Source organism: Pseudonocardia sp. SID8383 (assembly GCF_009864975.1).
GTDB lineage: Bacteria > Actinomycetota > Actinomycetes > Mycobacteriales > Pseudonocardiaceae > Pseudonocardia > Pseudonocardia alni.
The window spans coordinates 1-19,220 of record NZ_WWFY01000126.1 but is presented as its reverse complement, the minus strand read 5'-3'; the positions used below and the strand labels follow the sequence as shown (position 1 = coordinate 19,220).

General features: G+C 69.3%; 20 protein-coding genes and 1 pseudogene. 13 read left to right on the top strand and 8 right to left on the bottom strand.

Features of this window, described 5'->3' with window-relative positions:
- Positions 1-360: 360 nt before the first annotated feature.
- Complete coding sequence (locus GTW08_RS31425; protein ID WP_202416315.1) at positions 361-921, top strand: MarR family transcriptional regulator; 561 nt, start codon at positions 361-363, stop codon at positions 919-921.
- Between the two features lie 94 nt (positions 922-1,015).
- On the opposite strand, the gene GTW08_RS02985 is transcribed toward GTW08_RS31425, so the two are convergent.
- The 3 genes from GTW08_RS02985 to GTW08_RS02975 are packed head-to-tail and all read right to left on the bottom strand — an operon-like array spanning position 1,016 to position 5,079.
- Positions 1,016-1,780 (bottom strand): 3-oxoacyl-ACP reductase FabG, encoded by a 765-nt coding sequence (locus tag GTW08_RS02985; protein WP_161151376.1) that lies wholly within the window; start codon positions 1,778-1,780, stop codon positions 1,016-1,018.
- Complete coding sequence (gene paaZ / locus GTW08_RS02980; RefSeq protein ID WP_161151375.1) at positions 1,777-3,816, bottom strand: phenylacetic acid degradation bifunctional protein PaaZ; 2,040 nt, start codon at positions 3,814-3,816, stop codon at positions 1,777-1,779. Before paaZ ends, GTW08_RS02985 begins: the two co-directional genes overlap by 4 nt.
- Positions 3,817-3,843: 27 nt before the next feature.
- Positions 3,844-5,079 (bottom strand): thiolase family protein, encoded by a 1,236-nt coding sequence (locus GTW08_RS02975; protein WP_161151377.1) that lies wholly within the window; start codon positions 5,077-5,079, stop codon positions 3,844-3,846.
- A gap of 378 nt (positions 5,080-5,457) precedes the next feature.
- Between GTW08_RS02975 and GTW08_RS02970 the strand changes: the two genes are divergently transcribed.
- The 9 genes from GTW08_RS02970 to GTW08_RS02930 all read left to right on the top strand — a co-directional run bounded on the left by GTW08_RS02970 (position 5,458) and on the right by GTW08_RS02930 (position 12,593).
- Complete coding sequence (locus GTW08_RS02970; RefSeq protein WP_161151374.1) at positions 5,458-6,087, top strand: TetR/AcrR family transcriptional regulator; 630 nt, start codon at positions 5,458-5,460, stop codon at positions 6,085-6,087.
- A gap of 78 nt (positions 6,088-6,165) precedes the next feature.
- A complete protein-coding gene (gene paaA, locus GTW08_RS02965) occupies positions 6,166-7,128 on the top strand; it encodes a 1,2-phenylacetyl-CoA epoxidase subunit PaaA (protein ID WP_161151373.1) in 963 nt (320 codons plus the stop codon).
- Complete coding sequence (gene paaB, locus GTW08_RS02960) at positions 7,125-7,472, top strand: 1,2-phenylacetyl-CoA epoxidase subunit PaaB (protein ID WP_161151372.1); 348 nt, start codon at positions 7,125-7,127, stop codon at positions 7,470-7,472. Before paaA ends, paaB begins: the two co-directional genes overlap by 4 nt.
- Positions 7,469-8,380 (top strand): 1,2-phenylacetyl-CoA epoxidase subunit PaaC, encoded by a 912-nt coding sequence (gene paaC / locus GTW08_RS02955; protein ID WP_161151371.1) that lies wholly within the window; start codon positions 7,469-7,471, stop codon positions 8,378-8,380. The genes paaB and paaC overlap by 4 nt, the downstream gene beginning before the upstream one ends.
- A 5-nt stretch (positions 8,381-8,385) precedes the next feature.
- A complete protein-coding gene (gene paaD / locus GTW08_RS02950) occupies positions 8,386-8,889 on the top strand; it encodes a 1,2-phenylacetyl-CoA epoxidase subunit PaaD (protein WP_161151370.1) in 504 nt (167 codons plus the stop codon).
- Between the two features lie 51 nt (positions 8,890-8,940).
- The gene (gene paaE, locus GTW08_RS02945) at positions 8,941-10,047 is read left to right on the top strand and encodes a 1,2-phenylacetyl-CoA epoxidase subunit PaaE (RefSeq protein WP_161151369.1); all 1,107 of its coding nucleotides are present in this window, start codon (positions 8,941-8,943) and stop codon (positions 10,045-10,047) included.
- Positions 10,040-10,807, top strand: a complete 768-nt coding sequence (locus tag GTW08_RS02940; protein ID WP_161151368.1) for an enoyl-CoA hydratase/isomerase family protein — start codon at positions 10,040-10,042, stop codon at positions 10,805-10,807. The genes paaE and GTW08_RS02940 overlap by 8 nt, the downstream gene beginning before the upstream one ends.
- A 62-nt stretch (positions 10,808-10,869) precedes the next feature.
- On the top strand, positions 10,870-12,249 hold the full coding sequence (locus GTW08_RS02935; protein WP_161151367.1) for a mycothione reductase: 1,380 nt from the start codon (positions 10,870-10,872) through the stop codon (positions 12,247-12,249).
- Positions 12,250-12,263: 14 nt separating this feature from the next.
- Positions 12,264-12,593, top strand: a complete 330-nt coding sequence (locus tag GTW08_RS02930) for a GNAT family N-acetyltransferase (RefSeq protein WP_161151366.1) — start codon at positions 12,264-12,266, stop codon at positions 12,591-12,593.
- Positions 12,594-12,774: 181 nt separating this feature from the next.
- On the opposite strand, the gene GTW08_RS02925 is transcribed toward GTW08_RS02930, so the two are convergent.
- Together GTW08_RS02925 and GTW08_RS02920 are read right to left on the bottom strand one after the other, a co-directional pair.
- Positions 12,775-13,224, bottom strand: a complete 450-nt coding sequence (locus tag GTW08_RS02925; RefSeq protein ID WP_161151365.1) for a hypothetical protein — start codon at positions 13,222-13,224, stop codon at positions 12,775-12,777.
- A gap of 157 nt (positions 13,225-13,381) precedes the next feature.
- Positions 13,382-13,783 carry a hypothetical protein gene (locus GTW08_RS02920; protein WP_161151364.1) on the bottom strand — a complete coding sequence of 134 codons (402 nt, stop codon included), beginning with the start codon at positions 13,781-13,783 and terminating at the stop codon, positions 13,382-13,384.
- 543 nt (positions 13,784-14,326) lie between these two features.
- Between GTW08_RS02920 and GTW08_RS02915 the strand changes: the two genes are divergently transcribed.
- Complete coding sequence (locus GTW08_RS02915; RefSeq protein ID WP_161151363.1) at positions 14,327-14,869, top strand: hypothetical protein; 543 nt, start codon at positions 14,327-14,329, stop codon at positions 14,867-14,869.
- Between the two features lie 67 nt (positions 14,870-14,936).
- On the top strand, positions 14,937-15,215 hold the full coding sequence (locus tag GTW08_RS02910) for a hypothetical protein (RefSeq protein ID WP_161151362.1): 279 nt from the start codon (positions 14,937-14,939) through the stop codon (positions 15,213-15,215).
- A gap of 957 nt (positions 15,216-16,172) precedes the next feature.
- On the opposite strand, the gene GTW08_RS02905 is transcribed toward GTW08_RS02910, so the two are convergent.
- From GTW08_RS02905 to GTW08_RS02895, 3 genes are all read right to left on the bottom strand, one after another.
- Positions 16,173-17,342 carry a hypothetical protein gene (locus tag GTW08_RS02905; RefSeq protein WP_161151361.1) on the bottom strand — a complete coding sequence of 390 codons (1,170 nt, stop codon included), beginning with the start codon at positions 17,340-17,342 and terminating at the stop codon, positions 16,173-16,175.
- Positions 17,339-18,181 carry a serine/threonine protein kinase gene (locus GTW08_RS02900; protein WP_161151360.1) on the bottom strand — a complete coding sequence of 281 codons (843 nt, stop codon included), beginning with the start codon at positions 18,179-18,181 and terminating at the stop codon, positions 17,339-17,341. Before GTW08_RS02900 ends, GTW08_RS02905 begins: the two co-directional genes overlap by 4 nt.
- A gap of 326 nt (positions 18,182-18,507) precedes the next feature.
- Positions 18,508-18,819: a hypothetical protein gene (locus tag GTW08_RS02895; protein ID WP_161151359.1), complete on the bottom strand. Its 312-nt coding sequence runs from the start codon at positions 18,817-18,819 to the stop codon at positions 18,508-18,510.
- Positions 18,820-19,018: 199 nt separating this feature from the next.
- Here GTW08_RS02895 and GTW08_RS02890 point away from each other — a divergent pair.
- A pseudogene (locus GTW08_RS02890) lies at positions 19,019-19,220 on the top strand (IS1380 family transposase); the annotation flags it as partial.

Genomic DNA, 19,220 nt, shown 5'->3' with positions numbered 1-19,220 from the left:
CCGACTCCTGCACGTCGCCGCCCGCCTCACCCGCGGACAACGCCGACTATGGCTACGCATCCAGCGTTCCTGGCCCTGGGCCCGCGACCTCGCCGCCGCGTTCACCCGGCTCGCGACACTGCCCATCCCGGCTGGTTGACCTTCCACCCCGACACGACGAGCGGCGGGAGCCACCGGCAGAACAGCAGGCCGGCCCGTTCGCCATGCCCGCCCACCCGAACTGACCCAGCGAAGATCAATCTGCTCGATCACAAGATCAACCGACAGCTCCGTGAATCACCGGGGCTAAGACATTCAGTGCTGCGATAGTGTGGAAACATGGACAGCAGTTTTCGGCTCCTGGCGAGGAGGTCACCCTAGGTGTCCGCAGCCATGGACGGTGGGACGGCCGAGGTTCAGCCGGAGTCGACCGATGGGTTCGATGCCATCGATCGGGTCGAGCAGGACTGGCGGCGAGAACGCCCTGACATCGATGTCAGCTCGATGGGCATCGTCAGTCGTATCTGGCGTATCGGCCGGCACCTCGAGCAGCATCGCAAGAGCCAACTCGTAGAGTTCGGGAGCGACCGCGGCACGATCGATGTGCTCGGCATGCTCCGGCGCTCCGGCCCGCCCTACCGGCGATCGGCCGGTGAGCTGACACGTTCCTCGTTGATCACGTCCGGGGGCGTCTCGCAGCGGCTCGACAAGCTCGAGAAGGCCGGGTTCGTGACCCGGCACGTCGATGTCAACGACCGGCGGCGTGTCGATGTCGAGCTGACCCCGGCAGGGGTCGAGCTGGTCGACGGGCTTCTCTCCGGTCTGATGGATCGGGATGCGCAGGTGCTCGCCCAGGGCCTGACTCCGGCAGAACAGCGGCGACTGCGAGCCTTGCTCCGGAAGCTGCTGCTCTCGCTCGAACCGCACGACAGCGAAGGCTGACGGGGGAGAGCTCTCGTGGAATGACCCGGTCGGGAGCGTGGCGGTCGCTCCGACCGGGTCGGTCAACGACCCGGGTCGTGTTCCGTCCGGGTGGTCACAGCCGCCGTCCGCCGTCCGCGTAGATCGTCTGACCGGTGACGAACGCGGCGTCGTCGCCGGCGAGGAAGGCGATCACGCCGGCGATGTCCTCGGGCGCTCCGGCCCGGCGAACCGGGGTGATCGCGGCGCGTTCCTCGGTGAACGCCTCCAGGCTGGTGCCCAGTCGCTCGGCGAGCTGCGCCGTCATCTCCGTGACGACGAACCCCGGAGCGACGGCGTTCGCGGTGATGCCGAACGGACCGAGCTCGATGGCGAGCGTGCGCGTGGCGCCCTGGATCCCGGCCTTCACCGCCGAGTAGTTCACCTGCCCGCGTGTTCCGAGCGCGGAGACGCTGGACAAACTGACGATGCGCCCCCACTTCGCGGGCACCATGTGCCGCTGTGCCGCACGGCTCGCGAGGAAGAAGCCGCGGAGATGGACCGCGACGACGGTGTCCCAGTCGTCGTCGCTCATCTTGAAGAGCAGGTTGTCCCGGGTCACCCCCGCGTTGTTGATCAGGATCCCGAGCGAGCCGAGTTCCTCGGCGACGCGGTCGACCGCTGCGTCGATCTGATCGGCGTCGGTCACGTTCGCGGCGAGACCGATCGCGCGCCGTCCGGTGACGGCGGCGATGTCGTCGGCCGTGGCACGCGCCGCCGATTCGTCGAGGTCGAGGATCGCGACGTCGGCACCGTCGTGCGCCAACCGGCGAGCCGTTGCTGCACCGATACCGCGAGCGCCGCCGGTGATCAGGGCGACGCGACCTTGCAACCTGCTCACGACTCCTCCTTCTTCGCGACGAGGGTGAGGACGTCGTAGCGGGCGACGGACTCGCCGTCCTGGCGGGTGACGTCGGCGTCCCACCGGACCTCGCCGTAGCCGGCGGACTCGCGCGGGGTGAGCTGCTTGCAGGTCAGGGTCACGGTGAGCTCGTCGTCGAAGCGGACGGGGGTGAGGAAGCGCAGGCCGTCGACGCCGAAGTTGGCCAGCACCGGGCCGGGGTCGGGGTCGACGAACAGGCCGGCGGCCAGCGAGACGACGAGGTAGCCGTGCGCGACGCGCTGCCCGAACAGCGGGTTCGCCGCGGCGGCCGCCTCGTCCATGTGGGCGTAGAACGTGTCGCCGGTGAACTCGGCGAAGTGCTCGACGTCGGTCCGGGTGACCCGGCGCGGCCCGGCGACCAGGCAGTCGCCGGGCCGGAGCTCCTCGAGGTGCCTGCGGAAGGGGTGCACGTCGGACTCGTGGCGCTGCGCGCCGGTGACCCAGCGCCCGGTGATCGCGGCGAGCGAGTCCGGGTCGGCCTGGACCGCGGTGCGCTGCATGTGGTGCAGGACCCCGCGGATCCCGCCCATCTCCTCGCCGCCGCCGGCCCGCCCGGGACCACCGTGGACCAGCTGCGGCAGCGGGGACCCGTGGCCGGTGGACTCGCCGGCGTCGCGGGCGTTGAGCACGTGCACGCGGCCGTGGAACGGGGCGATGCCGAGCACGACCTCGCGGACGAACGCCGGGTCGGCGGAGACGACCGAGCCGGCCAGCGACCCCTGCCCGCGGGCGGCGTACTCGACGAGCCGGTCGGTGGTGTCGTAGGGCAGGACGGTCGCGACCGGGCCGAACGCCTCGACCTCGTGCGGCTCGGCGCGGTCGGGGTCGCCGACGAGCAGCAGCGGGGAGACGAACGCGCCGCGGTCGGCGTCGGCGCCGGTCACCTCGACGTGGCCGGGGTCGCCGTACACGATCCGGCCGGCGTCGCGCAGGGCCTTCACGCTGCGCCGGACCTCCTCGCGCTGGTCGAGGCTCGCGAGTGCGCCCATCCGGACGCCCTCGGCGTCGGGCGCGCCGACGACGACCGTCGCGAGCCGCGCCGATGCGGCCTCGACGACGGCGTCGAGGTGGGCGCGGGGGACGAACGCGCGCCGGATCGCGGTGCACTTCTGCCCGGCCTTGACCGTCATCTCGGTGGTCAGGGCCTTCACGAACAGGTCGAACTCGTCGGTGCCGGGGCCCGCGTCGGGGCCGAGCGCGGCGAGGTTCAGGGAGTCGGCCTCGGCGGAGAACCGGACGGCGTTGCGGACGATCGCCGGGTGCGACCGCAGGGTCTGCGCGGTCGAGGCCGAGCCGGTGAAGGACACGAGGTCCTGCCCGGTCAGGTGCTCGAAGCAGTCCCCCAGCCCGCCGGCGACGAACTGGACGGCGCCCTCGGGCAGCAGGCCGGAGTCCACGACCAGCTCGACGAGCTTCGCGGTGAGGAACGCCGTGGGCGACGCCGGCTTGATCAGCGTGGGGACCCCGGCCAGGAAGGCGGGGGCGAGCTTCTCCAGCGGACCCCATACGGGGAAGTTGAACGCGTTGACCTGCACCGTCACGCCACGGAGCGGGGTGAGGACGTGCTGGCCGAGGAACGTGCCGCCGCGGCCCAGGGTCTCGACGTCGCCCTCGACGACCACGGTGTCGTTGGGCAGCTCACGCTTGGCCTTCGAGGCGTAGGCGAGCAGCACGCCGATGCCGCCGTCGACGTCGAACTTCGAGTCGCCGAGCGTCGCACCGGTCTGCGCCGAGACCGCGTAGAGCTCCTCGCGGTGCTCGCGCAGGTGCTGCCCGAGCGCCTTGAGCAGCGCGGCGCGCTGGTGGAACGTGAGTTCCCGCAGCGCGGGGCCGCCGGTCCGGCGGCCGAAGTCGAGGGCGGCGGCGAAGTCGAGGCCGCTGGAGGAGATGCGTGCGACCTCCTCGCCGGTCACGGCGTCGTGCAGCGGGCGGCCGTCGTCCTGTGCGGTGTACCAGTCGCCGGATACATGGCTGCGCAGTAGTGCAGTAGTCATCAGTGTCGTGTCTCCGTGGTCGTACGGTCAGACGGTCTCGATCAACAGCGCGGCGCCCTGGCCGACGCCGACACACATCGACGCGAGGCCGCGCCGGCCGCCCTCTCGGCGGAGGCGATTGGCCAGGGTGACGGTGATCCGAGCGCCGGAGCACCCGAGCGGATGGCCGAGCGCGATCGCGCCGCCGTCGGCGTTCACGGTGTCGGGGTCGAGTCCGAGCCTGCGCACGGAGGCGAGGGACTGGGTTGCGAACGCTTCGTTGAGCTCGGCGGCGTCGAGATCAGCGGCAGTCCATCCGGCCCGGTCGAGGGCCTTTGCACTCGCGGGCACCGGGCCCAGCCCCATCACGTGCGGCGCGACACCGGCGCTCGTGCCGGTCACGATGCGGGCTATCGGCTGGAGCCCCTGCTCGCGCACAGCCCGACCGCTGGCGATCACGACAGCAGCGGCACCGTCGGAGAGCGGGGAGGAGTTTCCCGCTGTCACCACCCCGTCCTTGCGGAACACCGGCCTGAGCCGGCCGAGCGACTCGGCCGACGCGTCCGGGCGAGGGCCCTCGTCTGCTGTGACCACGACGGGGTCACCCTTACGCTGGGGAACGGGGACCGGGACGATCTCGTCGTCGAACCTGCCGTCCTTGGACGCTGCGACGGCGCGCTCGTGGCTCCGCAATGCGAACGCGTCGCACTCCTCCCGCGTGATGCCGTCCAGGAGGGCGACCTCCTCGGCCGTCTCGCCCATCGACAACGTCGCCGGGCCGTCCTGCTCGGTGTGCACCGCCGGAGCGCTCTCGTCCATCGACCGGAAGCGCGGGTTGGTGAACCGCCAGCCGAGCGCGGAGTCCGCGACCTCGCCGGGCTTGGCCCACGGAGTCCCCGCCTTGGCCATCACCCACGGCGCACGGGTCATCGACTCCACGCCGCCTGCGACGACCACGTCCGCTTCACCGGAGGCGATCGACTGTGCCGCGGAGGTGATGGCGGTCAGACCGCTGGCACACAGCCTGTTCACGGTGTAGCCCGGGACGGAGTGGGGCAGTCCGGCGAGCAGCGCCGCCATGCGTGCGACGTTGCGGTTGTCCTCGCCGGCCTGGTTCGCGGCACCGAGGACGACCTCGTCGATCCGGTCCGGAGCTGCGCCGGCGCGTCTCACCACCTCGCCCACGACGAGAGCGGCGAGGTCGTCAGGACGTACCGCGGCCAGCGCACCGCCGTACTTCCCCTGGGGCGTGCGAGCACCCGCGACGAGATAGACGTCATCCATGGGCCGCAGCCCTCCTCCGGCATCGTCGACGAACGACCATTCGGTCGCTGAAGGAAAGCTAGCATTGGACGGCTGGCTCCAGAAGGACTCGTCCGCCTCGACAGAACATCTGCGTGACGCGACGGCGGTCGACGATCGCAACCGACGTGCTCGCCGACGGACGGTCTTCGGTGCTTCTGACCAGCTGAAACTGCAGTTCGAGTCGAGGAGGGGACGGTTGCGGCGTCCACCCGGCCGTGTGATCCCCGACGCGTCGGGTCGTCTCCAGGGCCTGTCGCCTGTCTTTGGTCGCGGCTGCGCGAGCCGGTACGGAGAGAAGCGAGAGCTCTCCATGAACGATCATTCGGTAACCTTGACGTGCCGGAACGGGAGTTGCTGATGGAGTCGACCGAGACCGCTCCGCCACATCGGCATGGTCGTGGCTCCCCTGGCGGGCGACGGCCCACCTACGACTTCGAGTCCCTGCTGCCGATCGCGGTGGCGGAGTTCAACACGCGTGGCTACGACGCGACCAGCATGGATCATCTGGCGCGGACCGCGGGTATCACGAAGTCCTCCTTCTACAACCACGTGGAGGGCAAGGAAGGGCTTCTCCGTGCGGCGCTGGAGCGCGCCCTGGATCAGCTGTTCGGCATCCTGGAGGAACCCACGGCCCAGGAGGGGAGTGCTCTCGAGCGCTTGCGGCACATCATCAAGCGTCAGGTCGAGGTGCTCATGGCCGAGCTTCCGTACGTGACGCTGCTCCTCCGGGTGCGTGGCAACACCGACGTCGAGCGCTGGGCGCTCGCCCGGCGGAAGGCGTTCGACGCCACCATCGCCTCGCTCGTCGCCGACGCCGTCGCCGATGGCGAGATGGACGACGACGTCGACCCCTGGCTGGCAGCGCGCGTCCTCTCGGGGACGGTCAACTCGCTCATCGAGTGGTACCGACCGGGACGGGCCGGCGCCGTACAGCTCCCCGACCGGATCGTCGATCTCGTTTCCAGCGGAATCATCCGCCCAGCCTGATCCGATGATGCGCTTGCGCGGGGAGGGGCGCTGCGCCACTATTAGCCGAACGAACATTCGGTAGTAGAGGCGGGGCTGATGACGGCGACCGACGAACGCACTCCTGCAGATCTCGAGCAGCGGTTCGACGCCACGATCGCGGCGGACCAGCGGATCGAGCCGCGGGACTGGATGCCCGAGGCGTATCGGAGGACGTTGATCCGCCAGATCGCCCAGCACGCGCACTCGGAGATCATCGGGATGCAGCCGGAGGGCAACTGGCTGCTGCGCGCGCCGTCGTTGCGGCGCAAGGCGATCCTGCTGGCCAAGGTGCAGGACGAGGCCGGTCACGGCATGTACCTCTACGCCGCCGCGGAGACCCTCGGGGTGGACCGCGAGGAACTGACCGAGAAGCTGATCGACGCGAAGCAGAAGTACAGCTCGATCTTCAACTACCCGACGCTGTCCTGGGCGGACATCGGAGTGATCGGCTGGCTCGTCGACGGCGCGGCGATCTGCAACCAGGTGCCGCTGTGCCGGTGCTCCTACGGGCCCTACGCGCGGGCGATGATCCGGATCTGCAAGGAGGAGTCGTTCCACCAGCGGCAGGGCTACGAGTCCCTGCTCGCGCTGGCGAACGGCACCGAGGCCCAGCGGGCGATGGTCCAGGAGGCCACGGACCGGTGGTGGTGGCCGTCGCTGATGATGTTCGGCCCGGCCGACGGCGACTCCCCCAACACGCAGCAGTCGATGGCGTGGGGGATCAAGCGCCACACCAACGACGAGCTGCGGCAGCGGTTCGTGGACATGAGCGTCCCGCAGGCGGAGGCGCTGGGCGTCACGCTGCCCGATCCCGAGCTGCGGTGGAACGAGCAGCGCCAGGCGCACGACTTCGGTGAGCCGGACTGGTCGGAGTTCACGGCCGTGATCTCCGGGGCGGGGCCGGCGAACCGGCAGCGGCTGGAGCACCGGCGCCGTGCCCACGAGGGCGGCGAGTGGGTCCGCGAGGCGGCGCGCGCCTACGCCGACAAGCAGGCGAACCGGAAGGACGGCGCGGCATGATCCCCGGCGACGACACGACCGACAGCACTGACAGCACTGCGGGTGCCGGGGTGGCGCCGTCGCGGCGGGCCTGGCCGCTCTACGAGGTGTTCGTGCGCGGCAAGCGCGGCCTCAACCACGTCCACGTCGGTTCCCTGCACGCCGCCGACGACGAGATGGCACTGCACAACGCGCGCGACGTCTACACGCGCCGTAACGAGGGCGTCAGCATCTGGGTGGTGCGCGCCGACGCGATCGCCGCGTCCAGCCCGGACGAGAAGGACCCGTTCTTCGCGCCGAGTGCCGACAAGGTCTACCGGCACCCGACGTTCTACGCGATCCCGGAGGAGGTGCCGCACCTGTGAGCGGGACCGCGCACGAGGAGAACGTCTACGACGCGCTGACGGAGTCCGACGACCCGCGCTGGGCGTTCGGGTCCGGGTTCGCCGACTCCGAGGCCGACATCGTCGCCCCGGTCCCGGAGGGCACCGATCCCGCGGACCTGGCCGCGTACTGCCTGATGCTCGGCGACGACGCGCTGATCTACAGCCACCGCCTCACCGAGTGGGTCTCGAACGCCCCCGAACTCGAGGAGGAGGTCGCGCTCGCCAACACCGCGCTCGACCTGCTCGGCCAGGCCCGGGTGCTGCTGTCCCGCGCCGGGCACGTCGAGGGCCTCGCCGAGGGCGGCACCGGCCGCGACGAGGACGCGCTCGCCCACGGGCGCGAAGTGCACGAGTTCCGCAACGTCGCGCTGGCCGAGCCCTCCGACGACCTCGACTTCGCCCGCGCGATCGCCCGGCTGCTGGTCTTCTCCACCTGGCGACTGGCCCTGCTGCACCGGCTGCAGGGCTCGGCCGACCCGGTGGTCGCCGCCGTCGCCGCGAAGGGTGTCAAGGAGGTCACCTACCACCGCGACCACGCGGCCCGCTGGACGCTGCGCCTGGGTGACGGCACCGCCGAGTCGCACCGGCGGATGCAGGACGCGCTGGTGTGGGTCTGGCCGTTCCTGGGCGAGCTGTTCCGCACGTCCGACGTCGAACGGCGGCTGGTCGCCGCGAGCGTCGCCGTCGACCCGGCGGACACCCACGACGAGGTCCACGGGGTCCTCGACGAGGTGATCGCCCGGGCGACGCTGACCCGCCCCGACGTGCCCGGGATCGGCACCATCGCCGGGCGCGGCGGCCGCCAGGGCGCGCACACCGAGGCCCTCGAGCACGTTCTTGCGGTCATGCAGAGCCTCGCTCGCAAGCACCCTGCGGCAACGTGGTGACGGTCATGACCCTCCCGGATCTGGGTGCCCGCGACGTCGTCGCCGGAGTGCTCGACCCCGAGATGCCGATGCTGACACTCGACGACCTCGGGGTGATCCGGTCGGTGTTCGAGCGTGACGGCCATGTCGTGGTCACCATCACCCCGACCTACTCCGGCTGTCCGGCGATCGAGGAGATGCGGGCGGACATCGCGCGTGCGCTCACCGACGCCGGCTACAGCGGTGTCGAGGTGCGCACGGTCTTCGCGCCCGCCTGGAGCACCGACTGGATCAGCGAGACCGGGCGGCGCAAGCTCGCCGAGGCCGGTGTCGCACCGCCCGGCCGGGCCACACCGCACGCTCCGGGGCCGGTCCCGCTGACGCTGGACCCGCCGTCGGCCGTCGTGCGCTGTCCGCAGTGCGGGTCACCGGCCACCGAGGAGTTCTCCCGTTTCGGCCCGACCGCGTGCACCGCCCTGCGCCGGTGCACCGCCTGCCGGGAGCCGTTCGAGCACATGAAGGAGATCTGAGGTGCGGCCCCATTCGATCGACTCGACGATGACGCTGCGCCGGAGGACGCCATGACTGTCACCGATCTTTCCCACTCGGAACCTGGAACCGAGTTGCCCGAGGGCTTCCACCACCTGGCCGTGAGCAGCGTCGAGCGGCTGTGCGACGACGCGGTCGCGGTCAGCTTCGAGGTGCCGGAGGAGTTGCGGACCCACTACGATTTTCGCCCGGGTCAGTACCTCACCCTGCGGAAGAGCGTCGATGGCAGTGAGGAGCGCCGGTCCTACTCGATCTGCTCGTCGGCCGGAACCGCACCGCGGGTCGGTGTCCGCAGGGTCGACGGCGGCCTGTTCTCCGAGTGGCTCGTGGACGCGGTGGCCGCCGGGGATCAGATCGAGGTCGGGCCGCCGAGCGGATCGTTCACGCCTGAGCTGCAAGCCGGCGCCCACTACGGGCTCGTCGCCGCAGGATCCGGCATCACTCCGATGCTGTCGATCGCGGGATCCGTGCTGGCGGCACACGCCGACACCCGGGTCACCCTCGTCTACGGCAATAGGCGCACCGACACGGTGATGTTCACCGAGGAGCTCGCCGACCTCAAGAACGCCTACGGTCCGCGTCTCCACCTGCTCAATGTGCTCTCGCGGGAACCCACCGAGGCCGAGATCCTCAACGGGCGTCTCGACGCCGAACGGTTGCGCATCCTGCTGACCGCCCTCGTCGATGTCGACGGCGTGGACGAGTGGTGGCTGTGTGGGCCGCTGGGGATGACCGACGACGCCGGCACGGTTCTGGAAGAACTCGGAGTAGGCAGGAAGAGGATCCACCGCGAGCTCTTCTACGTCGGTGAGCCGCCGCCGGAACTGCGCCGCGACGACGACGAGGACCTGGCCGACGGCACCGGTAGTGACGTCACCGTCGTCCTCAACGGACGGTCGACCACGCTGTCGCTGCCGCGCAACGAGTTCGTCCTCGATGCCGCGCAGAAGGTCCGCGGGGACCTCCCGTTCGCGTGCAAGGGCGGGGTCTGCGGCACATGCCGGGCGAGGGTCGTCGACGGTGAGATCGAGATGCGCCGCAACTTCGCTCTCGAGGACGACGAGGTGGCCGCGGGATTCGTGCTCACCTGCCAGACGCGGCCGGTGTCGGACACCGTGACGATCGACTTCGATGCCTGAGTTCGTCCAGGTCACGAACCTCGCCGGTGTCCGCACGCTGACACTCGACGATCCTCGTCGGCGCAACGCCCTCTCGGTCGAACTCCGCCGTGAGCTGCGAGACGCGGTCGTCGACGCGATGGCCGACGACGAGGTCCGTGTCATCGTGCTCGCCGGTGCCGGAGGGTTCTTCTGCTCGGGCGGCGACATCTCGGCCATGCTCGACGACGAGCAGCCCACGGTGCACCGGCTGCAGGTGCTGGCCGATCTCGTCGAGGCCATCGTCGCCGGTCCGCTTCCTGTGGTGGCCGCCGTCGAGGGCGGGGCTTACGGGGCCGGCCTCTCCCTGGCAGCTGCGTGCGACCACGTCGTCGCTGCCCGGGACGCCCGGCTGTGTGCTTCCTTCGGCGCTGTCGGCCTCGCGGGTGACGGCGGCATCTTCTGGAGTCTTCCGCAGCGTGTCGGTAGTGGCCGCGCCAGGGAGATGCTGCTGTTCGGCAACGTGGTCGGGGCCGAGCGCGCTGAAGACATCGGGCTCGTCGACCACGTCGTCGAACCGGGCAGCGCGCTGGAGATCGCGCAGGGCCGGGCCGCCGCACTCGCGGCACGCTCGCGGCCGGCCCTGTCCGCGGTCAAGTCGGCATTCGTCGAGACCGGCGAGTCTCTTCACGGAGCGCTGGCCCGGGAGTCGAGGGGCCAGCGCTCGTTGTTCGACGGACCGGACCTCCGTGAAGGTGTCGCTGCGTTCCAGGAGAAGCGCACGCCGACCTTCCGCGCCTGACTGAGCCAGATACCGTAGAGCTAAGTAGTTAATAACTAAGTGATCTCTGGTAGTGTGAGCGCGTGCGTCACCACGATTTGGCCGTCATCGGGGCCGGTTCCGGAAGCTCGATCATCGACAGCAGGTTCGACCACCTCGACGTGGCTGTCGTCGAACACGGGCGCTTCGGCGGGACCTGTCTGAACGTCGGTTGCATCCCCACCAAGATGTACGTGCACGCTGCGCACGTCGCGGACACCGTCCGCGAGGCCCACCGGTACGGCATCGACGCCACCGTGGACAAGGTGCGGTGGGCGGACATCCGGGAGCGGATCTTCGGTCGGATCGACCCCATCTCCGAGGGAGTCCGTGAGTACCGGAACGATCCGGTCCGGACGCCCAACGTCACCACCTACGAGGGCAGCGCGCGCTTCACCGGCCCGCATTCGGTCCGGGTCGACCTGCCCGGGGGAGCCACCGACGAGTTCACGGCGGACCGGATCCTCATCGCCGCGGGCGCCAGGCCCGACGTGCCGGAGGTCGTCGCGGCGTCCGGCGTGCCGTTCGAGACCTCCGACACCGTCATGCGCCTGTCCGAGGTGCCTGGGCGGCTCGTCGTCCTCGGCGGGGGCTTCATCGGTGCGGAGTTCGCACACGTCTTCTCCGCACTCGGCTCGGCCGTGACAGTTGTCAGCCAGGGCCCCGCGCTGCTGCGCCGCGAGGACGATGACGTGTCCGCAGCCTTCACGCGGATGGCCCAGGAACGGTGGGACGTCAGGCTCGGCGCCCGGGTCACCGCGCTGACCGGTACGCCCGGCGACATCCGGCTCGAGCTGTCCGACGGCTCGGTGGTGGCGGCGGACACATTGCTCGTCGCGACCGGCCGGCGTCCGAACGGCGATCTGCTCGAGGTCGAGAACGCCGGGATCCCACTCCATCCGGACGGCCGCATCGTGGTCGACGAGTACCAGCGGACCCCGGTCGACGGGATCTTCGCGATCGGCGATGTCAGCTCGCCGTTCCAGCTCAAGCACGTCGCCAACCACGAGAAGCGGGTCGTCGCCCACAACCTGCTTCACCCCGACGACCTGTGCCGTACCGATCACCGGTTCGTGCCGTCGGCGGTGTTCACCACACCTCCGATCGCGAGCGTCGGAATGACCGAGCGCCAGTGCAAGGACCTCGACCTGGACCACGCCGTCTCGATCCAGCGCTTCGCCGACGTCGCTTACGGCTGGGCGCTGGAGGACACGACGGGCTTCGTCAAGCTCATCGCCGACCGTGACACGGGCTGGCTGCTTGGGGCACACATCATCGGCCCTGAGGCCTCGACTCTCATCCAGCAGCTCGTTCAAGCAATGGCCTACAAGCAGGACGTCTGCGAACTTGTCCGTCAGCAGTACTGGATCCATCCGGCTCTGCCGGAGGTCGTGGAGAACGCGCTCCTGAAGCTTGAGCTCTGAACAGGGAGAGTGAGATGTCCGCAGATCCCGTTGTGAGCAGAAACGTAGCCGAAGACCGCTTCGAGATCGCCGTAGATGGGCACTCGGCGGGTCGGCTCCTGTACATCGACCGCGGTGGACAGCGAATCCTCCACCACACCGAGATCGACAGTGCCTACGGGGGGCGCGGCCTGGCGGGGACGCTCGTCGCCTCGGCGGTCGACGAGTCACGGCGAGACGGATGGCGCATCGTTCCCGTGTGTGAGTACGTCCAGCGTTGGCTCGGTAAGCACCGGGAGTTCGAGGACACCATCGATCCCGTGACCACGGACGCGATCCAGGCAGCCGAGGGCGCTCAGGGCTGAGGCCGCACGGCGGGCCGGACAGCAGCGTCGAGCAGCCACCCGGATCTCCCGGGACGAGACGCCAGGTGCGACAACGACAGCGTGCGCGCCGCCTCGCCGGTATCGACCGATCACAGCACCAGGCCCCGGCTCCATCGGAGCCGGGGCCTGCCTGTGATCCGGGGCGCTCCGACCGGTGCTCTCAGTCGGCGACGGAGAGCAGAGCGATGGTGCGAAGCGACGACACGGTGTGTGTGAGCAGACCCTTGACGACGAGCTTTCGGCTCAGGATCTGCCCCAGGACCTTCGCCCCACGCCTGGTGAAGAACCCGACGGGTGCGAGGCCGCCTGCCTTCATCTTGAGCTGGGACACGTCGAGGATCTGGTCGACGGTGGCGTGCACAGCCACGCTGGGGTCGCCGTGGACGCCGTTCCGGAGGATCACGCCGTGGTGCGAGAACTCGACGGTCGCCTGGGTCCCGGTGTCCGTGCTGATCACGGCCACCGGCCGGGACATGCTTCGGGCGACGCGGACCAGCTCGGGCTTGGTGGCGAAGTTCTGTGCGAGCAGCATGCTCAGGATGTTGGCGACGCCATTGGCCTCGTCGCCGTCGTGGCACGTGACGGTATACGTCTGCGTGTCATTGGCCATGTCTGGATCCGATCTAGGAGACGACGCGGTGCGCCGTCCGGGCAACAGTGGGATTGCCGAGGCGCGCCCGCGGCCCCGTCTCCCGACGGGACCGCGGGCGTAGTGATCGTGGGGAGCGTGAGCCGTCGACCGCGATCGACGTGTCGCGCCAGAGGAATCAGACCTCCCAGTCGGTGTCGATCTGACCGAACGTCCGCAGGAAGTGGTTGAACGCCTCGGCATTCCGGATGGCGAGCTGAACGTTGCCCTCCACCAGCTTCAGCTGGCCGCCCATGAGCAGCTTCCCCGCCTCCGACATCCCCTCGGCGGCCTCGCGGTAGTACTTGACCTTCGACACCAGGCCGAAGTCGACCGGGCCGGTGGACGGGGTGTTGCTCCACTCGGTGAGCTTGCCGCCCTTGAAGGTGAAGTACGTCGTGACGTCCTTGTCCTGCAGCCCGAGGAACATCGGGTGATCGAAACTTTCGGGGTCCTGGAACCCGTCGTACACGGCCTGGTTGGAGTTGATGGCCTCCATCGCGGCGGCGCACCACTCGTCGGACAGGAACTTGAGTGCCATGCGGGCTACTCCTCTTGACATCGTTGTACCGAGGTTGCCGGTGTGATCCCGCGATGGAAGCGGGGAGAGTCGCCGGCTACGTCGCATTCTTGGGACTCCGGCAGATGCAGCCTCCGTCGACAACGGCTCAAACCAGTCGGTCTTCTCCTCGTTCCGAGTGGTTGACGCGATCGATCACTGGTTGGTGCTCTCCTGCCGCGGGATCTGACTCGGGCTGTGGGCGCGTTTGTCGACCCGGCAGCGCGAGATCAGGCTTTTCGTCGGTTCGTCCTCATCGAGGCCCGCTCACGGCCGCGTGGCCGAGAACCTCGCCGGAACGCCTGCGGCGTGGCCTGTCGGCCCGGTGGCTTAGCACGGCCGGTCTCCCGGTCAAGGGCGCTCCGCTGGCGCTGCGCGTCGCTGCGCGACCGGCCTGCGGCCAGCCCTTGACCGCGAGCCTCGCTGGCCGTGCCGGGACGCCCTTACGGGCAGGCGGGGAACAAGCGCCCCGCCACCCGCAAGGGGTACCCGGGCCGTCAGGCCCGATGGCGATCGGAGGCCACCATGGGCGCAGTCGAGCACCGCACCAACACGCAGAACACCGGACGGGACACCGAGACCGCCCACGCCCGCCACGGCGTCGGGGGCGCGGTGGAGGTGATGGGGATGGTGCTACGCGTCGCCGGACCGGTGGCGTGCCGGGTGGACATGCAGTTCGCCGGGACCCCGGAGCGCCAGCTCGGCCTGTCGATGGGCACGGTCCTGATCTATCTGCGATCGCACTTCACGGCGCTGAAGGTGGCGCGGGCGTGGAGCTCCGCGGCGCCGCTGGCCGCGTCGTTGGCGCCGGTGCTGACCGGGTCGAAGCGGGGTGTGATGGCGCCGACGGGGCCGTGGTCGACGGCGACGATGGTGCGGTTGAACGGGTCTCCGAGCGTGACCGGGGGTCTGATCGAGCCGGTGGCGGGCACGGAGGCGACGCGGATGCTGCGGATGTGGGTCGGGCCGCTGGTGTGGGAGTTGTGTGACGGAGCGGCGTTCGCGGCGACGGTGAAGGGCTGGAAGCTGGCCGCGGACATGCTGGCTGTGGACAGCGACGACACATGATCATGGATGTGTGGATGGTTCGGCCCGGCCGCTGGCGCGGCCGGGCCGTCCGCGTCACCGTGCACGCATGAGATGGCAGGTCGGGGTGCTGCGGCCGGTGGCAGAGAACGTCGACTGGACCGCTCGTGGAGACGCGGCGGACTGGGCCACAGCCCGTCGGGAGGCAGCGGATGCACTGCGCGGATTGATCGTGGGGGAGGGGCGGGTGCAGGAGTACCGGATCGAGGTCGACGGGATGCCGGGGATCGTGTGGCCGGGACTTGACGAGCGCGGCGCCTTGGACGCGGCTGGAATCGACGACGTCATGCCGGGCGAGCGGAACCTAGCGCACACTTGGACACTCTGACCTGCGATACCGGCCAGCGAAGCTTCCTCTGCAAGCGTGACCCCACCCGGGGTGGTGCGCCACCACTCAGCTGGCAGCACTACTTTCGTACAGCACTGCAACTCTGCCGCCAGCTCGTCTGGAGCATCTGCCTTCGCTACGGTCAGTTCGGTGACGGTGTGCGAGGCTCAGACGAATGACGCGACGTCGACGATGACGCGTCGAGTTCGCGGGCGTGGCCTGTTCGTGCCGACGGTGGAGGCGACGCTCCATCCGGTGCTCCGAGATCTAGCCATCCGCCTACCTGGCGCAGCACGCGGCTGCAGGCTTTTCGAAGAGTTCGAGGGTCCGTGGGGTGTGCCAGATCTCGTTGCGCTCGTCGCGGGCGAAGACGCGGTGCAGGCGCGTCGGGACGCGGGGGTTCCGCCGCTGCGTAGTGAACTGGACTGCCGTGTCGTGAACGCGGCGTCGCAGTGGTCGGACCAGCAGCGCCTAGAGAATCTGGTGGGGGCAGCGCCAGCTACATCCCGCCGTCGAGTGGCTCGGCTGATACGCCACGGCGCGCTGCAGCGTGACCGCCATGGGCGGTTGCGCGCGGCACCAGGGCTCGCCCCTATGGGGCGGGTATGGGCGTTGGAAGCGAAGGTCGATGCGTGGCGAACGGGCCTGGGACAGGCGCATCGTTATCGGTTGTGGGCCGACGGCGCCGTCCTGGTGTTGGGCCGCAGCGCGGTCAGGCACGACGAACTCTCGCGTCGAGCGGAGCAGCTGCGTGTGGGGGTGTTCAGCGATGGGCGCTGGGTTCGACGTCCTCGCCTGGCCGTTCCGAACCGGGCACGACGCCTATGGGCGTCGGAGCACGTGGCGCTTGCTCTGTGGTTTGGGCATGGCCTGGATCTGTCGTCGGAGACTCGCTCGAGGTAACTGATGCCGGAACCGTTCGCGGGGCTGCATCCCGTTCCGAGCGGGCTAGATGAGTCAGAGCTCTTCGCACCGGGCGTAGAGCTCGAACCCGGCACGCAGCTCGGTGATCCATCGAGTCTGTTCGGGACGGCCGAGATCGTTGAGACCTAGCGCGATAGCCCGATTCCACGCATCGTCCGCGGTCTGCAGAAGGCGCCGAGCAGCGGGGACACGGGCCGCAGCGTTCGCGCCGGCCGCATCCAGGTGGGCGACAAGAGCGGCGACGGCGTCTAGATGCTGGTCGCGCCGTTCGGCCTCGTTGCTGGGCAGGTCCCGTTGTCCGCGCATCTCACGCGCGAAGTCGGCGTCACGGTCGTCGAGAGCTTCGGCGACATCGCCGCGCAGCCGGGCAAGCAGCCCGGGATGAGGGCACCAACGCCGGTTCAGCCCGCCGCCACCGGTCTGAAAGAGGCTGGGCGAGCAGACACGCTGTTTGGAATACCAGCCGGTACCCAGCCCGTCAGCACCTGCGGCCAGAGCTGGTAGTGCGGCGACATCGGCTCCATGCCCCAAGCTGACCGAGGCGCGGCGGGCCAGTGAATGCACGCTCCGGGCCAGCCCGGCGGTAGAATAGCGGTCGGTGAGATCGGGCGGAAAATCGGGATTGTCGCGTAGGACGGTGACGTGCCACTGAGGCGCACGCAGCGTGACAAGGCGGCCCAAGTAATCGTCAAGGGCGTGGCCGGCGGCCCAGAACGAACGCCGGCCCACGAGAGCTTGGCGGACGTCGGGCTGCTGTCGACGGGCTTCATCGGCGAGTGCGAGCGCGCAATCGGCGGCGGCACCGGTGGGATGGTCGAGCACCCTGGTAGGGGCGGTCGGAGCGATCCCCAGGCTGTGCTGGACAGCGAGGACTGCTTCGACGTGGGAGCGCAGGGCGAGCGGATTCGCGAGATTGGCGAAGCCATCTGGCCATAACGACCAGGTGTCGTAGTTCGCCCGCAAGTTTGTGCCTTGGAGAAGAGCCGCGTGGGTGCTGGGATCGAGCAGGATCTCGACGCCGGGGCGGTGCTCACGGACTCGGTCGACGACCTGAGCAGCGTCGCAGTGGCGCGGCCGCGAGGTCAGCGGGGTGTGGAACGGGTCGATGATGACCCCCTGCGCCCGCCCCGCGGCCAGCTGCGCGCACGCCCAGTTTGTGTGGCCGGCCGCGGCGCTGTCATGGATCAGCAGCGAGGTGCTCATGGCCGTACCGCTCCAGCGGTCAAGGCGGCTAGCAGCTCTGTGGCGTCGAGATATCGACGGGCAGGCTGGCGGTGAAGGCAGGTGTCGATGATCAGGGCGATCTCGGCTGGCAGATCCGGGCGATGATGGTTGACCGGAACCACTGCGCCGGCGCGCAGCCGCTCGTAGTACTCGTCCTCGGCGCCGCGGTGGTCTACAGGAAAGTAGGTGGTGGCGGCGATGTAGGCGAGGATCCCGACGGCGTAAACATCGGAGTACGTGTCGGGTGTGGCCCCGGGGAGGTGTTCGGGGCTACGGAACCCACGAGTGCCGGGCTGGTACACCCCAGTGATCGAGGCGGCAGCCAGGTGCTTGGCGTAGCCAGGATCCATCAACGTCCACACCCCCGAGCTGCGGCGACGCACGTTGCCGGGGCTGAGATCACGATGCACGACGGCGCGCCCGTGGAGGATCTGCAGCGCCTCGGACAGTCCGACGAGTAGGTCGGTGACGTCGTCGCCGCTCCAAGCGCTGCCGAAGAGTTCATCGAGGTCGTGGCCGTCAAGGCGCTCCTCGAGCCAGGCCACACCGTCGGGACGATGTTCATCCGGGCCCAACCCGATGATCGGCGAACGCAACCCGACGAGGCGTAGGTCGTCAACTTCACCCAGAAGCCCGACCTCACGACGAGCCCGCTCAAGGACCTGCTGCTGCGGCGCACGTACCTCGATGACCTTGAGCACCACGAGCTCGTCACCACGACGGCCAGCACGGACGACCTTCTGGCCACCGTCGCGCAGGCTGGTCAGGTCCGTCACCCCCAGCCTCGAGGCGGCTTGCTCGATCAGCTCATCCACCATCGAGGCCTCCCTGTGCCGACGACGGTGCCCCCAGTGGTGGGGGATCGTGGCCCGGTGTCGACAAGGGAGACGTTAGAACCGGACGAACCCGACGAGACTTGAATCTGAGATCACTCCCGTGTTATTCGCGCCCAGTGTCACGCCTACAACGCTGAGCGGTAACGGGATTAGGCTATTCAGACCGATGATTAGACCGAATGCGCTCAGGTGTTCCCAGGTTTCTGGAATCTGGGTGGGGTGATGTGGCCGGGCGCCGGTGTGGGCTCAGACGGCCGCACGAAGGATCATGTGACCTTGCCTCGGGTCGACCGTAGACGCTGATCAAACTACCGTCTACGAAGCGGAAACTTGATCGCCGCCACGAATCGGGGCCATGGCGGGAGCTGCCGGATGGTGTCCAGCTCCGCCACCTCCTTGTCGTGCCAGACTTGGTGGCGTCGATCGGCCTCAGTGATTTTCCGGTCGAGCCGGACTGAATCATTTTCGATCCGCTGACCCCAGCGTTCACCGACGCTGTGGATCTGCCGTCCCATCACCTCCCACTGTTCCGGGGCCAGCTTCGGCGTGGTCGGCTTCTTTCGTCGGGCCGGAGACCAGCTAGCAGGGCCGGGCAAGGGGATCGAGATGCGGAACGGCATGATCAGTGATTGTCGCAAGCGCGTCCGCGCTACAGCAGATCCCGCCGAGGCGAAGAGATCAGCCCGGACGGATTGCTAGCCCCGGCTCTTCATGAGCGTTCCGGCGTGTCGGTGCCCGGATAGACGAAAGTGCCTCGCTACCAGGGGAAACTGTGCTTGCTGAGGGCGCAGGATCATCTGATGGAGAGGCACTTTCGAGGTGCAGACTACAACGACCAGGCCGAGGATCACCGCAACCGCCGACGGTGAGGGCGTGGTGTCGCACGCCGGGTCGCGGCTGCTGGCCGACGTCGCGGACCGGACCACGCTGACCGCCCAGCTCGCCGAGGAGCTGGCCGGGCTGCGCAGGCCCCGGTCCCGGCATGATCCGGGGCGGGTGCTGGTCGACATGGCGGTCGCGG

Bases quoted from the DNA above. Each gene is read 5' to 3' on its own strand.
- GTW08_RS02930 (WP_161151366.1), top strand. From the start codon at position 12,264: ATGTCCGCAGATCCCGTTGTGAGCAGAAACGTAGCCGAAGACCGCTTC.
- GTW08_RS02900 (WP_161151360.1), bottom strand. From the start codon at position 18,181: ATGGTGGATGAGCTGATCGAGCAAGCCGCCTCGAGGCTGGGGGTGACG.
- GTW08_RS02895 (WP_161151359.1), bottom strand. From the start codon at position 18,819: ATGCCGTTCCGCATCTCGATCCCCTTGCCCGGCCCTGCTAGCTGGTCT.
- paaE (WP_161151369.1), top strand. From the start codon at position 8,941: ATGACTGTCACCGATCTTTCCCACTCGGAACCTGGAACCGAGTTGCCC.
- paaZ (WP_161151375.1), bottom strand. From the start codon at position 3,816: ATGACTACTGCACTACTGCGCAGCCATGTATCCGGCGACTGGTACACC.
- paaD (WP_161151370.1), top strand. From the start codon at position 8,386: ATGACCCTCCCGGATCTGGGTGCCCGCGACGTCGTCGCCGGAGTGCTC.
- GTW08_RS02910 (WP_161151362.1), top strand. From the start codon at position 14,937: ATGAGATGGCAGGTCGGGGTGCTGCGGCCGGTGGCAGAGAACGTCGAC.
- GTW08_RS02905 (WP_161151361.1), bottom strand. From the start codon at position 17,342: ATGAGCACCTCGCTGCTGATCCATGACAGCGCCGCGGCCGGCCACACA.
- paaB (WP_161151372.1), top strand. From the start codon at position 7,125: ATGATCCCCGGCGACGACACGACCGACAGCACTGACAGCACTGCGGGT.
- GTW08_RS02925 (WP_161151365.1), bottom strand. From the start codon at position 13,224: ATGGCCAATGACACGCAGACGTATACCGTCACGTGCCACGACGGCGAC.
- paaA (WP_161151373.1), top strand. From the start codon at position 6,166: ATGACGGCGACCGACGAACGCACTCCTGCAGATCTCGAGCAGCGGTTC.
- GTW08_RS02970 (WP_161151374.1), top strand. From the start codon at position 5,458: ATGGAGTCGACCGAGACCGCTCCGCCACATCGGCATGGTCGTGGCTCC.
- GTW08_RS02940 (WP_161151368.1), top strand. From the start codon at position 10,040: ATGCCTGAGTTCGTCCAGGTCACGAACCTCGCCGGTGTCCGCACGCTG.
- GTW08_RS02915 (WP_161151363.1), top strand. From the start codon at position 14,327: ATGGGCGCAGTCGAGCACCGCACCAACACGCAGAACACCGGACGGGAC.
- GTW08_RS02920 (WP_161151364.1), bottom strand. From the start codon at position 13,783: ATGGCACTCAAGTTCCTGTCCGACGAGTGGTGCGCCGCCGCGATGGAG.
- GTW08_RS02975 (WP_161151377.1), bottom strand. From the start codon at position 5,079: ATGGATGACGTCTATCTCGTCGCGGGTGCTCGCACGCCCCAGGGGAAG.